At 64.1% G+C, this 13635-nt stretch carries 12 protein-coding genes; 10 read left to right on the top strand and 2 right to left on the bottom strand.

Annotated elements, in window-relative coordinates:
* Nucleotides 1-83: 83 nt before the first annotated feature.
* Complete coding sequence (locus ACSQ8R_RS15310; RefSeq protein ID WP_436254161.1) at nt 84-1259, bottom strand: acyl-CoA dehydrogenase; 1176 nt, start codon at nt 1257-1259, stop codon at nt 84-86.
* Nucleotides 1260-1373: 114 nt separating this feature from the next.
* Here ACSQ8R_RS15310 and ACSQ8R_RS15305 point away from each other — a divergent pair, with 114 nt between their 5' ends.
* Nucleotides 1374-2312 (top strand): LysR family transcriptional regulator, encoded by a 939-nt coding sequence (locus ACSQ8R_RS15305; protein WP_436254160.1) that lies wholly within the window; start codon nt 1374-1376, stop codon nt 2310-2312.
* 170 nt (nt 2313-2482) lie between these two features.
* Here ACSQ8R_RS15305 and ACSQ8R_RS15300 read toward each other — a convergent pair whose 3' ends face one another.
* Nucleotides 2483-3910 carry an amidase gene (locus ACSQ8R_RS15300; protein WP_436254159.1) on the bottom strand — a complete coding sequence of 476 codons (1428 nt, stop codon included), beginning with the start codon at nt 3908-3910 and terminating at the stop codon, nt 2483-2485.
* Between the two features lie 155 nt (nt 3911-4065).
* Between ACSQ8R_RS15300 and ACSQ8R_RS15295 the strand changes: the two genes are divergently transcribed.
* The 9 genes from ACSQ8R_RS15295 (at nt 4066) to ACSQ8R_RS15255 (ending at nt 13630) form a co-directional block, all read left to right on the top strand.
* Nucleotides 4066-5145, top strand: a complete 1080-nt coding sequence (locus ACSQ8R_RS15295) for a LacI family DNA-binding transcriptional regulator (RefSeq protein ID WP_436254158.1) — start codon at nt 4066-4068, stop codon at nt 5143-5145.
* The gene (locus ACSQ8R_RS15290; RefSeq protein ID WP_436254157.1) at nt 5142-6176 is read left to right on the top strand and encodes an ABC transporter substrate-binding protein; all 1035 of its coding nucleotides are present in this window, start codon (nt 5142-5144) and stop codon (nt 6174-6176) included. The genes ACSQ8R_RS15295 and ACSQ8R_RS15290 overlap by 4 nt, the downstream gene beginning before the upstream one ends.
* A gap of 244 nt (nt 6177-6420) precedes the next feature.
* Complete coding sequence (locus ACSQ8R_RS15285; protein ID WP_436254156.1) at nt 6421-7263, top strand: ABC transporter permease; 843 nt, start codon at nt 6421-6423, stop codon at nt 7261-7263.
* The gene (locus tag ACSQ8R_RS15280) at nt 7260-8042 is read left to right on the top strand and encodes an ABC transporter permease (RefSeq protein WP_436254155.1); all 783 of its coding nucleotides are present in this window, start codon (nt 7260-7262) and stop codon (nt 8040-8042) included. The genes ACSQ8R_RS15285 and ACSQ8R_RS15280 overlap by 4 nt, the downstream gene beginning before the upstream one ends.
* Complete coding sequence (locus tag ACSQ8R_RS15275; protein WP_436254154.1) at nt 8035-9060, top strand: ABC transporter ATP-binding protein; 1026 nt, start codon at nt 8035-8037, stop codon at nt 9058-9060. Before ACSQ8R_RS15280 ends, ACSQ8R_RS15275 begins: the two co-directional genes overlap by 8 nt.
* Before the next feature lie 12 nt (nt 9061-9072).
* The gene (locus tag ACSQ8R_RS15270) at nt 9073-10017 is read left to right on the top strand and encodes a nucleoside hydrolase (RefSeq protein WP_436254153.1); all 945 of its coding nucleotides are present in this window, start codon (nt 9073-9075) and stop codon (nt 10015-10017) included.
* Nucleotides 10014-11801 carry an adenine deaminase gene (locus tag ACSQ8R_RS15265; RefSeq protein ID WP_436254152.1) on the top strand — a complete coding sequence of 596 codons (1788 nt, stop codon included), beginning with the start codon at nt 10014-10016 and terminating at the stop codon, nt 11799-11801. The genes ACSQ8R_RS15270 and ACSQ8R_RS15265 overlap by 4 nt, the downstream gene beginning before the upstream one ends.
* Before the next feature lie 9 nt (nt 11802-11810).
* Nucleotides 11811-12488, top strand: coding sequence for a phosphoribosyltransferase (locus ACSQ8R_RS15260; protein WP_436254151.1), 678 nt, complete (start codon nt 11811-11813; stop codon nt 12486-12488).
* 92 nt (nt 12489-12580) lie between these two features.
* Nucleotides 12581-13630 carry a dipeptidase gene (locus tag ACSQ8R_RS15255; RefSeq protein WP_436255485.1) on the top strand — a complete coding sequence of 350 codons (1050 nt, stop codon included), beginning with the start codon at nt 12581-12583 and terminating at the stop codon, nt 13628-13630.
* Nucleotides 13631-13635: the final 5 nt, after the last annotated feature.

Below are 13635 nucleotides of genomic sequence, written 5' to 3'. Positions count from 1 at the left end.
TGTCTGGCTGAAACGCGGGAATAAGAAGGCCCGGCGCGCTGGAAGCGACCGGGCCGATTTGCCGAAGAGGCCATCCGCTCTTCTCAGAAGAACGCCTGGATGCCCGTCTGGGCGCGGCCCAAAATCAGCGCGTGGACGTCGTGCGTGCCCTCGTAGGTGTTGACCGTTTCGAGGTTCTGCGAATGGCGCATGACGTGATACTCGATCTGGATGCCGTTGCCGCCGTGCATGTCGCGGGCCTGGCGGGCGATGTCGAGCGCCTTCCCGCAATTGTTGCGCTTGACGATCGAGATCATTTCCGGGGCCATCTTGTGCTGGTCCATCAGCTGGCCGACACGGAGCGAAGCCTGCAGGCCGAGGGTGATTTCGGTCTGCATGTCGGCAAGCTTCTTCTGGTAGAGCTGCATGCCGGCGAGCGGCTTGCCGAACTGCTTTCTGTCGAGGCCGTATTGGCGGGCGCGGAACCAGCAGTCTTCGGCGGCACCCATGACACCCCAGGAAATGCCGTAACGGGCGCGGTTGAGGCAGCCGAAGGGACCCTTGAGGCCCGAAACGTTCGGCAGGATCGCATCCTCGCCGACTTCGACGCTGTCCATGACGATCTCGCCGGTGATCGAGGCGCGCAGCGACAGCTTGCCGCCGATCTTAGGCGCCGACAGGCCCTTCATGCCCTTTTCGAGCACGAAGCCGCGGATCTCGTTGTTATGGGCTTCCGACTTCGCCCAGACGACGAAAACATCGGCGATCGGCGCATTGGAAATCCACATTTTCGAGCCGCGCAGGCGATAACCGCCCTCGATTTTTTCGGCGCGGGTCTTCATGCCGCCCGGATCGGAGCCGGCATCCGGCTCGGTCAGGCCGAAACAGCCGATCAGTTCGCCGGAAACGAGGCCGGGGAGATACTTCTTCTTCTGCTCGTCGGAGCCGTAGGCAAAGATCGGATAGATGACCAGCGACGACTGCACGCTCATCATCGAGCGGTAACCCGAGTCGATACGTTCGATCTCGCGGGCGACGAGGCCGTAGGCGACGTAGGAGGCGTTGGCCGCGCCGTATTCTTCCGGCAGGGTCACGCCGAGCAGGCCGGTCTGGCCCATCAGCTTGAAGAGGCCCTTGTCGGTGGTCTCGTCGAGATAGGCTTCGTTGACGCGCGGCGCGAGTTCGGACTTGGCGAAGGCGGCCGCCGCATCGCGGATCATCCGCTCCTCTTCGGTCAGTTGCTCTTCGAGAAGAAAGGGATCGTTCCAGGAAAAAGCCACGGGTCATTCCTCCGGTTTAAAGGCGGCCAATTTGAAGTTTGAAGAATTATCGCCACCCGGCGCCCGAGAGCAAGCACCGTTTACTCATCCGGCCATGATCTATAGTAATAGGCGATGGTCAGCCTTTCGCGAAAACTGCTACCCTCCACCTCCGCGCTCGCGGCCTTCGATTCCGTCGCCAGGCTCGGCAGTTTCTCAGGGGCCGCCGAAGAGCTGTCGCTGACGCAAGGGGCAATCAGCCGACAAGTTTCGGGGCTGGAGGAGCAACTGGGAATCCAGCTTTTCGACCGCACCAGCCGCGGCGTCAGCCTCACAGCCGCGGGGGCGGAATACGCCAAAGTCGTGGCGAACGCGCTGTCGCAGATCCGCTCCGCCTCATTGCAGGTCATGACCAAACGGCATAGCGACCAGTTGAACCTCGCGATCCTGCCAACCTTCGGCACCCGCTGGCTGATGCCGCGCATCCCGCAATTCGTCGCCCGGCACCCGGAGATCACGCTGAATTTCGCAACCCGCATCGGGGTCTTCGATTTCGACCGCGACGGCATCGACATGGCGATCCATATTGGGCCTATGGGTGAAAAGGGGCCGGACTGGCCGGGGGCGGAATGCACCTTCCTGATGGAGGAGATGGTAGCGCCGGTCTCATCCCCGGCATTCCTTGCCAGCCATTCGATCAAAAAGGGCGAAGACCTGTTGCGCCTGCCGCTGCTGCACATGGCCTCCCGGCCGGGGGCCTGGAACCACTGGTTCGAGAGCCTAGGCATCACCGGCACGCCGTCACAGGGCATGCGGTTCGAGCAGTTCGGCAGCGTCGCGCAGGCCTGTATCGCCGGCCTGGGTGTCGCGCTGATGCCGCTGTTCCTGATCGACTCTGAACTGGCGAGCGGCCAGATCGTCGAGGCCTTCCCGCATCAGGTGACGAGCCCCAGCGCCTATTATGCCGTCGCGCCTGTGACCAAGAGGGATTTCCGGCCGGTAGCGGCATTCCGGGCATGGCTGCTGGAGGAGGTCGGGCGGTATCGGGAGAATGTGGACGTCGTCGGGTGGTAGGGCGGAGCTGCAGGTTAAGCCCCTCCCCCTTGTGGGGAGGGGTTGGGGAGGGGATCTTCCTTGGAAAACCCCTCCCGCCTGCCGGCCACCAACCGGGGACGGGTCGCTTGCCCCGTCCCGTCCTCCGGACCCCCACAAGGGGGAGGGTTAGGAATGCCGGGCTGTCTCGCCTAAAGCTTCGGCCCTATATCCAGCCAATCAGTCGCCTCCTCGTAATCCAGCGCGATCTCCAGCACCGCCTTGTCCGCCCTTGGCCGGCCGATGATCTGGATGCCGGCGGGCAGGCCGTTTTCGCCGAAACCGGCGGGCATGGCGGCGACCGGCAGGCCGGCCATCGAGGCGGGGATGACGACTTCCATCCAGCGGTGATAGGTATCCATCGTCCGCCCGCCGATCTCTTTCGGCCAATGGGTTTCAGCATCGAAGGGGAAAACCTGGGCGGCGGGCAGGATCAGGTAGTCGTAACGGTCGAACACCGTCAGCAGATACTGATACCAGGCGCTGCGGCGTTTGGAGGCGAAATGAACCTCGCGGGCGCTCATGTCGAGCCCGCGCTCGATCTCCCAGATGATTTCCGGCTTCATCTGGGCGCGCTTGGCCGGATCGTCGTAATTGTCGCGCATGCCGCTGGCGGTGAGCCAGCTCCTGAGCGTCGTCCAGGAGCGCCAGACATCCGTCATTTCGAAGTCAGGCACGAGATTTTCTATTCTGCAGCCGATTTTTTCGAAGACCGGCAGCGTCGAGCGGCAGAGTTCCAACACGCCGGGTTCGAAGGGCAGGTAACCGCCGAGATCGCCGAGCCAGGCGATGCGGGCGCCGGAAAAATCGCGGCCTTCCTTTGGCGTCAGGTCCTCGGTCGGCAGCGACAGCGGATCGCGCGGATCGTAGCCGGCCTGCGTCGAAAGCAGGGCGGCGACATCGCGCACCGTGCGGCCCATCGGTCCGAGCACGGAAAGCTGGCCAAGGAAGTTCTCGGGCTTCAGGGAGGAGGGGACGCGGCCGAAGCTTGGGCGGAAACCGACGACATTGTTGAAGGCGGCGGGGTTGCGCAGCGAGCCCATCTGGTCACCGCCATCGGCGACCGGCAGGAGATGCGCCGAAAGCGCCGCCGCCGCGCCGCCGCTCGATCCGCCGACGGTCTTTGTGAGGTCGTAGGGGTTTCTGGTGACGCCATGCACCGGGTTGTAGCTTTGTGAGCCGAGCCCCTGTTCCGGCGTATTGGTCTTGCCGATGATGATCGCGCCGGCCGCGCGGATGCGCTCGACCATCACCTCGTCCTTGTCGGGTACGAAGTCGGCGAAGATCGGCGAGCCGTAGGTGCAGCGGATGCCCTTTACCTCGCAGAGATCCTTGATGGCGATCGGCATTCCATGCATCCAGCCGCGCGATTTGCCTGAAGCAAGCTCGGCGTCGCATTCGGCCGCCTCGGCCAGAAGCTCGCGCCGGCTGCGCAGGCTGACGATCGCGTTGATCGCCGGATTGAGCCTGTCGATCCGGTCGAGATAGGCTGTCATCACCTCGGTGCAGGAGGCCCGGCCGTCATGGATCGCCTCCGAAAGGGCCGTCGCCGAAAGCCCGGTGATCTCGTTGTCCCGCATCGCTCTTCCCTCATGATCGCTCAAGGATTTCCACTGGTCGAAGGGAAAGAGTCAAGGCAGGATGTGGGGATATTGGTCGGCCGGTAATTACAAACGACTCGACAAAGCCTTTTGATCAAAGTATGCATGCTTAAACGTTTAATCAGAGACTGCCAATGGCTTCACCCCGTCCCGGCTCCAACATGAGCGCAATCGCCGCCGCCCTTGGCGTGTCGGCTGCGACCGTGTCGAATGCGCTTTCCGGCAAGGGGCGCGTGTCTCCGGAGCTTATCGAGAGGGTGCGGGCCAAGGCGAGCGAACTCGGTTACGTGCCGAGCCTGACCGCCCGGGCGCTGCGCACCGGCCGCACCGGCGTGCTCGGTCTCGTGCTGCCTGATATCGCCAATCCGCTCTTCCCGCAGATCGCCCAGGCGATCGAGAACGCCGCCTCGAACGCAGGATACGGCGTGCTGATCGCCGACTCCCGCGGCGACATCGCGGCGCAGACGGAGGCGATCGGCCGGCTGCTGGAACGCGGCGTCGATGGCATGGTCATCGTTCCCCGGCGCGGCACGCGGATTGCCGATGTCGGCTGTCCGGTGGCCGTCATCGATACGCCCTCCACCCCCGGCAATACGGTTTCGGCCGATCACTGGGAAGGCGGCGCGCAGATGGGCCGGCATCTCGCGGCACTCGGCCATACCAAGGTCCTGCTGATCGGCACCAGCGTATCCTCGAACGTGCAGAACGACCGGGTCGGCGGGCTGAAGGCGGGTCTCGGCCCGGACGCCGAATGCGAGACGATGTGGATCGAGAAGGTCGAAGCGGTTTCGGGCGAAGGCTGCCCGCTCGGTCTCGCGGACAAGGCATCGGCCGGTTTCACGGCTTTTGCGGCGGTCTCCGATCTTTCGGCGCTTCGGGCGCTGACGGAACTGCAGCGCGCCGGCATCGGCGTGCCGGAAATGGTCAGCGTCACCGGTTTCGACGACCTCATCTGGTCGCCGGTGGTTACTCCGGCACTCACCACCGTGCGCATGGACATGGCGACGATCGCTGATCTTGCGATCGCGGCGCTGATGCGTGCCATCGAATCCGAGGGCGAAGAGAACGAGGTTCTTGCGGGCAAGGTGACCTCCGAGACCGATCGGGTCCCGATGCAGCTCGTCGTGCGCCAGTCAACGGGCGCTGCGAATTTACATGCCAAGTCAGACGTCAGAACCCCACACAAGCCGACAGCAGGAGAACTCAAATCATGAACAAGGTCATTCTCGCATCCGGCGCCGCCGTGATGTTTACCATGGGTGCCGCACAAACCCCGGCGCTCGCCCAGCAGAAGACGCTGACGATTTCCGTCTATGCGCTCGCCCAGGACGAATACAAGCAGATCGTCTACGAACCCTTCGAGAAGATCTGCGGCTGCAAGCTGGTCGTCGAGACCGGCAACAGCGTCGAGCGCCTCGCCAAGATGGAAGCCAACAAGGCCAACCCGGTGGTCGACATGGCCGTCGTCTCGATGGCCGATGCGCTGGCCGCCTCGCGTGCCGGCCTGATCGACAAGGTCGATACGTCGAAGCTCACCAATTTCGGCAAGCTCTATGACATTGCCAAGGACCCGAACAAGGACGGCATGAGCGTCGGTTACACGTTCTATGCCACCTCGATCGCCTATCGCTCCGACAAGATGAAAATCGAAAGCTGGGCGGATCTGCTGAAGCCGGAATATGCAAGCCATGTCGCGTGGCCGAACGTCACCACCAACCAGGGCCCGCCGGCGCTCTACATGCTCGGCCTTGCCCTCGCCAAGGACACGGCTGACCTCAAGGCTCCGATCGAGGCGGTCGGCGCCAAGAAGGGCGAGCTCGTCACGTTCTATGAAAAGTCCTCGCAGCTCGTGCAGCTGATGCAGCAGGAGGAAATCTGGGCAGCGCCGATTGGCCGCTTTACCTGGGCTCCCTTCACCAAGCTCGGCTTCCCGATCGCCTGGGCCACGCCGAAGGAAGGCCAGACGGGTGGCATGAACGTCATGATCCTCACCAAGGGCTCCAAGAACAAGGAGCTGGCGCTGCAGTTCATGGACTACTGGCTGTCCACCGAAGTACAGACCAAGCTCGCCGAAAAGCTGATCGACAGCCCGGCCAACAAGGACGTCAAGCTCTCCGACGCGATCGCCAACAACCTCACCTATGGCGAGGAGACCGCAAAGAGCCTGAAGCTGATCCCGTCCGCCGTCGCCCTCGACAACCGCGCCGGCTGGCTCAAGACCTGGAACGAGAAGGTGGGGCAGTAAGCCTTTCCATCTGCGGCCTGCCCCTCATCCGGCTGCCGCCACCTTCTCCCCGCTCGCGGGGAGAAGGGATATGCCGCCCCGTTTCGGCCCGCCCTTTCTTCGTCTGAGGAACGGTGGGCCTGAGCGCCCGCCGCTCGTGTCCTTCTCCCCGTTTTGACGGGGAGAAGGTGCCCGGCAGGGCGGATGAGGGGCATCTCGCCAAGACCAAAGCCGTCCGGACGGACGGCGCAGGAGAAGACCACCAATGTTCCAGAACAGGGCTGAAGCGCTGGCGCTTGCGCTGCCGGCCGCGATCTTCGCGGCGGCGGTGTTTCTCGTGCCTGTCGTGATCCTGCTGTCGGATGGATTTCGCGCGCCGGCCGGCGGCTGGACGATTTCCGCCTATACGGACTTCTTCTCCAACTCGCTGAATCAGGCCGTTTTCCTGCGCACGCTCAGGCTCGGGGCGCTGGTCACAATCACTTCGGCCGTGATCGGTTATGCCGCGGCGTTCGCGATCGTCAGCCTGGAACCCGGCGCCAAGGGCAAGGTGACCGGCCTCGTCGTGCTGCCGCTGATGATCTCGCCGGTCGCCCGCACCTATGCCTGGATCGTCATCCTTGGCCGGACCGGCATCGTCAATCAGGCTTTCCAGGCGCTCGGCATCACCGAAGCGCCGCTGCGCATCCTGTTCTCCGAGACGGCGATCTTCATCGGCCTGTTGCAGCTCTTCCTGCCGCTGATGATCATTTCGCTGATCTCGGCGCTCGAAAACATGCCGAAGGATGCGATACCGGCGGCCCGCGTGCTCGGCGCCAACTGGTTCCAGGTGTTCTGGAAAGTGGTGCTGCCGCTGACCAAGGAGGGCCTCGTGATCGGCGGCACGCTGGTGTTCACCGGATCGCTCACCGCCTATATCACCCCCGCGATCCTCGGCGGCTCCAAGGTGCTGATGCTGGAAACACTGCTCTACCAGCAGGTTTCGGTCTCCAACAATTTCGTCGCCGCAAGCGTCATCGCCTTCATCCTGATCGTCATGAGCTTTGCCGCCAACATTCTCCTGAAACGCGTCGCCACGGCACGCAACAAGCAGAGGAGCCCGCAATGACGGCGCGCAGCCTCTTCATCCCGATCACGCTCTTGCTGGTGATCGCCTTCCTGATCGGGCCGTTCCTGATCATCGTCGCCGCCTCGTTTTCGGCCGGCGAGACGCTCGCCTTCCCGCCGCAGGGCTTTTCGCTGCGCTGGATCGCGAAAGTGTTCACGGTCGAGAGTTTCCGCGCCTCGTTCGGCATGTCGCTGTTCCTCGCGGTCGGCGGCACGGCCGCCGCGCTGGTTCTGGGCATCCCGGCCTCCTATGCGCTGTCTCGCTACAAGCTGCCGGGTGCGGAAATCGTGCGCACCGTCGTTTCCGCGCCGATCATCGTGCCGGGCATCATCGTCGGCCTGGCGCTGCTGCGGTATATCGTCGTGCCCTTCCAGGTCGGCATCACGCTGGCGCTGTTCCTCGCCCATACGGCGCTGGTGCTGCCCTATGCGGTGCGGGTCGTGTCGGCCAGCCTCGACAACCTGCGCTCCGATATCGAGGAGGCGGCGGTTCTGCTCGGCTCGTCGCGAACAGGCGCCTTCTTTCGGGTGGTGATGCCGAATATCCGCGGCGGCATCATGTCGGCCTTCATCCTCGGCTTCGTCACCAGCTTCAATCAGGTACCGGTGTCGTTGTTCCTGTCGGGGCCGGGCGTGCGCACCCTGCCGGTCGATATGATCGCCTATATGGAAATCGTCTTCGATCCCTCCGTCGCAGCGCTTTCCTCGCTGCTCGCCTTCCTTTCCATCGGCATCGTCTTCATCGCCGAACGTTTCCTGGGGTTCTCCCGCTATGTCTGACGCGTCCTATCTCTCTCTCGAAAAGCTGACGCTCGCCTATGGCGATTCCGTCGCCGTCGCGAACCTCGATCTCAACATCAAGAAGGGCGAGCTGATCGCGCTGCTCGGCCCCTCCGGCTGCGGCAAGACGACGACGATGCGCGCCATCGCCGGCCTGCTGGCGGTCAAAAGCGGCCATGTCCGCCTCGACGGCGCCGACATCACCCGCGTGCCCGCCAACAAGCGCGCGGTCGGCCTGATGTTCCAGTCCTATGCGCTCTTCCCGCATCTTTCGGTCTACGAGAATGTCGCCTTCGGGCTGAAGCTCAAGGGCATGCGCGGCACCGAGCTCGATGCCAAGGTCCAGTCCGGCCTGAAATCCGTCGGCCTTTCCAATTTCGCCAACCGCAAGCCGGCCGAGCTTTCCGGCGGCCAGCAGCAGCGCGTCGCACTTGCCCGGTCGATGGTGATGGAGCCGAAAGTTCTGCTGCTCGACGAGCCGCTCTCCAATCTCGATGCCCGGCTGCGGCTGGACATGCGCACCGAACTGCAGCGCGTCCAGAAGGAGACCGGCGTGACGATGATCTTCGTCACCCACGACCAGGCCGAAGCTTTGGCGCTCGCCGACCGCATTGTGGTCATGAAGAGCGGTAAGATAGAGCAGATCGGTTCGCCGGAAGACATCTACAACCGCCCGACATCGTCCTTCGTTGCGGACTTCGTCGGGTTCGAAAACATTTTCCCGCTCGAAAACGGAAAGATGAAGACCAGCGCAGGTCTCGTCGATCTCTCGGGCAAGACCCGTTCAGCGGCGGGTCTTGCCTGGCGGCCGCGTATGGTGACCCTGGGGACAGGTCCTTTCCAGGGCACCGTGCGCGGTACATCCTTTGCCGGCGACAGCAGGGAATATCTGCTGGATACTCCGCTCGGCCCGATCAAGGCCGAGGTTGAGGCGGGCCAGCCGGCGCATGCGCTGGGCGCCGGCCTTTCCTTCGACCTGCCGGCCGAAAAGGCCGCACCGCTGTCGCGGTTCGTGTAAGGAGCGGCTGACATGGGTATCTGGATCGACACCGACATGGGGTTTGACGACATCGCCGCGATCATGGTCGCGGCGCATGCGGGGCTGGGCATCGATGGCGTTTCGCTGATCTATGGAAACGCGCCGATTGAGCATGTCCGCCGCAATGCAGCGAGCGCAGCCGCCGCTTTCGTCTGGCCGTTTCCGGTGCATGTCGGCCGCGCCGCGCCGGTGCTGGCCAGGCTGGAGACTGCGACCGGCATTCTCGGCAAGACGGGTATCCCGACCGCAGGCCTCGCCCTGCCGGAAGCTCCGGATACGTTCCATACCGACGCATTCGAAGCGCTCTGCGCCTGGCTGGAAAAAGGCAGGGGTGATGGCGAGGAAGAAGCGGGCGAGCGCCGCATCATGGCGCTCGGGCCGCTTACCAATATCGCTGCGGTGGCGCTCGCCCGGCCGGATCTTGCGGCAAAAATCACCGATCTCACCTGGATGGGTGGCGGGGTCACCGCGGGCAACCACACGGCATCCGCCGAGTTCAACGCCTTTGCCGATCCGGAAGCGCTGGCGATCGTGCTTGCCCACAAGATCCCGTTGCGGATGGTTGATCTCGATCTCTGTCGCAAGGTGCTCTGCGCGCCTGAAGACGTTGCACCGATCCGGGCCGCCGGCGGACGCAATGCGGAACTGGTCGCCGATCTGCTTGCCGGGTTCGTGGCGATCGCCACCAGCCGCGGCCGTCCGGCCATGGCGCTCTACGATGCGGTGGCGGCCGTCGCCTTCGCCTTTCCCGAACACGTCACCTGGCGCGAAGCACGCCTCGACATCGAACTTTCCGGTACGCTGACGCGGGGCCGCACCGTCATCGAGACACGCGCCGGCCGGGGCGAATTCAATGCGGCCTATGGCGTCGAGATTGACGTCGAGAAGGCGAAGGCGATCATTCTCGAGACATTGCATGCGGAGGCGAGCTGGTGAAGAACATCATCTCAAGCGTACAGGAATTCACCGAACCGGGCTTGCGTGACCGTGCCGTCACCGCCGCGCGCGGCGATGCGCCATTCGACATCCTGATATCGGGCGGCACGCTGGTCGATATGGTAACGGGCGAGCTGCGCCCAGCCGATATAGGAATCGTCGGACCGGTGATTGCCAGTGTCCACGAGGCCGGTTCCCGCTCGGATGCCGCCGAGATCATCGACGCGACGGGCGCGTTCATCTCGCCCGGCCTGATCGACACGCATATGCATATCGAAAGCTCGATGGTGACGCCGGCGACCTATGCCGGCGCCGTGCTGCCGCGCGGAGTGACGACCATCGTCTGGGATCCGCATGAATTCGGCAATGTGCATGGGACCGAAGGTGTCGCCTGGGCGCTGGAGGCGGTAAAACCGCTGCCACTGCGCGCCGTGGTGCTCGCGCCGTCCTGTGTGCCTTCCGCGCCCGGCCTCGAAATGGCCGGGGCCGATTTCGACGCGGCGACGATCGAGGAAATGCTGTTCTGGCCGAAGATCGGTGGGCTTGCGGAAGTCATGAACATGCGCGGCGTCATCGACCGCGATCCGCGCATGAGCGCCATCGTGCAGGCGGCTTTGGTGTCTGAAAAGCTGGTCTGCGGCCATGCCCGCAGTCTTGTCGGCCCGGATCTCGCGGCCTTCATGGCGTCGGGTATCACCTCCGATCATGAACTCGTCTCCGCCGCCGACCTGATGGCGAAGCTGCGGGCGGGCCTGACCATCGAGATGCGCGGTTCGCACGATCACCTGCTGCCGGAATTCGTCGAGGCGCTCAACGCGCTCGGGCGCCTGCCGCAGACGGTGACGCTCTGCACCGACGACGTGTTTCCGGACGATCTCGTCCAGGGCGGCGGTCTCGACGACGTGGTGCGCCGGCTGGTGCGCTACGGGATGAAACCGGAATGGGCGCTGCAGGCGGCGACGCTCAATGCGTCGGTTCGCATCGGCCGTCCCGACCTCGGCCTGATCGCCGCCGGCCGGCGGGCCGATATCGTGCTCTTCGAGGACCTCACAGATTTCCGCGCCCGGCATGTTTTCGCCAGCGGCACGCGGATTGCGCGGGATGGCGTCATGACGGTCGGGCTCCATGCGACCGATCCCTCTCTCCTGCAGGGCTCGGTCAAGCTCAAGCCGCTTCAGGCGGAGGATTTCAAGCTGCCCGCCGAGGGCCGCAAAGTCAGGCTTGCGACGATTGATCGTCCGCGCTTCACGAACTGGGGGCAGACGGATGCGGATGTCGTCGATGGTTACGTGGTACCCCCGGAAGGCACGACGCTGATCGCCGTGACCCACCGCCACGGCCGTGCCGACAGCCGCACCCGTCTTGGGTTCCTCACGGGCTGGGGCACGTGGAGGGGCGCTTTCGCCACCACGCTCGCCCATGACAGCCATAACCTCACCGTCTTCGGGTCCGATCCGGCCGACATGGCTGCGGCCGCCAATGCGGTGATCGAAGCCGGCGGCGGCATGGCGGTTGCAACCGGCGGCAAGCTCGAAGTCCTGTTGCCGCTGCCGCTTTCCGGCCTTGTCTCCGAAGCGCCGATGGCGGAGGTTGCCGAAGGTTTTCGAAACATCCGCGCCGTCATGGACCAGCTTGTCGACTGGCAACCGCCGTATCTGGTGTTCAAGGCCTGTTTCGGGGCGACGCTTGCCTGCAATCCCGGCCCGCACCAGACCGATCGCGGCATTGCCGATGTCGCCACCGGCAGGCTATTGGAATCGCCGATCCTCGAAATTCTCGAATAGGAAACGCGCATGCAGCCGCATGATTTCTGGCAGGACGTCCATCCGGCGGGTTCGTTCGATCGGGCCGGGCCGTTTTCCGGCTTCTTCCCCGCGACACTGGACGACGGCCGCCAGATCCGGCTGCCGATCCGGCCGCTCGCCGACGGAGAGCATGCGCTCGCCTCCCTGATCATCAACCAGGCGAGTTTCGACGTGCAGGATGCGCTTGCCGCAGACCTTGCCCCCAAGCTTGCGGCCTTCCGCCCGGAAGTGATCGTCGGCCTGCCCACTTTGGGCCTGACGCTTGCCGCCGCCGTCGCCCGTGCGCTCGGCTACACGCGCTATGTCCCGCTCGGGACCTCGCGAAAGTTCTGGTACGACGAAAGCCTCTCGGTGCCGCTTTCCTCGATCACCACGCCGGAACAGCAGAAGCGGCTTTATATCGACCCGCGCATGCTGCCGCTTGTCCAGGGTAAGCGCGTCGCGCTGATCGACGACGTGATTTCCAGCGGCACATCGATCGTTTCCGGCCTGACGCTGATGACTTCGCTCGGCATCGAGCCGGTCGTCATCGGCGCCGCCATGCTGCAATCGGAGCGCTGGCACGACAGGCTCGATGCCTTCGGCCCGGAGTGGCGCCCGCGCGTCGCCGGTGTTTTCAGAACCCCGATGCTGAAAAAAGCGGGCGAGGGGAGCTGGACGGCCTGACGCGTTTTCCGGCTTGCGAAAGAGGAGGGGCTGGCTAGGATCGGCGCATTGCTCACCTTGGAACTTTCACAAGACAATCGGGAATGGACTTCATGGAACTGGTGTTCGACGGCCATAACGACGTGCTCCTGCGGCTCTGGCGGAACATGAGGGCGGGCGGCGATCCGATTGCCGAATTCGCAAACGGCACGCCGAACGGCCATATCGACGGGCCGCGCGCCAAGGCCGGCGGTCTCGCCGGCGGTCTCTGCGCCATCTACATCCCGTCGGGCGAACTGGTTCTGAAAGAGCCGGATCACAACGGCCATTACGTCACGCCGCTGTCCGCTCCCCTCGACTACCTTCCGTCCCTGACAATCGCTCTCGAAAAAGCGTCGATCGCGCTGCGCCTCGATCGCGCCGGAGCCTGGAGGCTCTGCCGCTCGACCGCGGACATCCGCAAGGCGATGGAGGACGGCATCTTCGCCGCCGTCATGCATATGGAAGGCTGCGAGGCGATCGATCCCGATCTCGACAATCTCGAGGTCTTCTACGCCGCCGGCCTGCGTTCGCTCGGTCCGGTCTGGAGCCGCCACAACATTTTCGGCCACGGTGTGCCGTTCGCCTATCCGATGTCCCCCGATACCGGCCCCGGCCTCACCGACCACGGCTTCGAACTGATCAGGGCCTGCAACAGGCTCGGCATCCTGATCGATCTCGCCCACATCACCGAGAAGGGCTTCTGGGATGTGGCCAAGACCTCCGACCAGCCGCTGATCGCCAGCCATTCGAACGCGCATGTGCTGACGCCGGTTGCCCGCAACCTTACCGATAAGCAGCTCGATGCCGTCAAGGAAAGCGACGGCCTCGTCGGCCTCAACTATGCCGTGACCATGCTGCGCCCCGACGGCCGCGACAATGTCGCCACCCCGCTTTCGGACATGGTGCGCCATATCGACTACATGGTAGGCCGCATGGGCATCGACCATGTAGCGCTCGGCTCGGACTTCGACGGCGCCTCGATTCCGCAGGAAATACATGACGCTGCGGGCAATCAAAATCTGGTTGCGGCGCTCAGGCGAGCGGGCTACGCTGACGCAGAGCTGAAAAAGCTATGCCAGGAAAACTGGCTAAGAGTTTTGGGGAAGGCCTGGCACGAATAGGGCTT

The sequence above is a fragment of the Neorhizobium sp. LjRoot104 genome (assembly GCF_964253725.1).
Taxonomy (GTDB): Bacteria; Pseudomonadota; Alphaproteobacteria; order Rhizobiales; family Rhizobiaceae; genus Neorhizobium.
Note: the sequence above shows the minus strand (reverse complement) of the source record. Positions and strands in the feature narration are given on the sequence as shown.

Excerpts from the sequence above, each read along its gene's own strand:
- ACSQ8R_RS15295 (WP_436254158.1), top strand. The coding sequence starts at position 4,066 with ATGGCTTCACCCCGTCCCGGCTCCAACATGAGCGCAATCGCCGCCGCC.
- ACSQ8R_RS15300 (WP_436254159.1), bottom strand. The coding sequence starts at position 3,910 with ATGCGGGACAACGAGATCACCGGGCTTTCGGCGACGGCCCTTTCGGAG.
- ACSQ8R_RS15290 (WP_436254157.1), top strand. The coding sequence starts at position 5,142 with ATGAACAAGGTCATTCTCGCATCCGGCGCCGCCGTGATGTTTACCATG.
- ACSQ8R_RS15260 (WP_436254151.1), top strand. The coding sequence starts at position 11,811 with ATGCAGCCGCATGATTTCTGGCAGGACGTCCATCCGGCGGGTTCGTTC.
- ACSQ8R_RS15305 (WP_436254160.1), top strand. The coding sequence starts at position 1,374 with ATGGTCAGCCTTTCGCGAAAACTGCTACCCTCCACCTCCGCGCTCGCG.
- ACSQ8R_RS15280 (WP_436254155.1), top strand. The coding sequence starts at position 7,260 with ATGACGGCGCGCAGCCTCTTCATCCCGATCACGCTCTTGCTGGTGATC.
- ACSQ8R_RS15275 (WP_436254154.1), top strand. The coding sequence starts at position 8,035 with ATGTCTGACGCGTCCTATCTCTCTCTCGAAAAGCTGACGCTCGCCTAT.
- ACSQ8R_RS15255 (WP_436255485.1), top strand. The coding sequence starts at position 12,581 with ATGGAACTGGTGTTCGACGGCCATAACGACGTGCTCCTGCGGCTCTGG.
- ACSQ8R_RS15285 (WP_436254156.1), top strand. The coding sequence starts at position 6,421 with ATGTTCCAGAACAGGGCTGAAGCGCTGGCGCTTGCGCTGCCGGCCGCG.
- ACSQ8R_RS15270 (WP_436254153.1), top strand. The coding sequence starts at position 9,073 with ATGGGTATCTGGATCGACACCGACATGGGGTTTGACGACATCGCCGCG.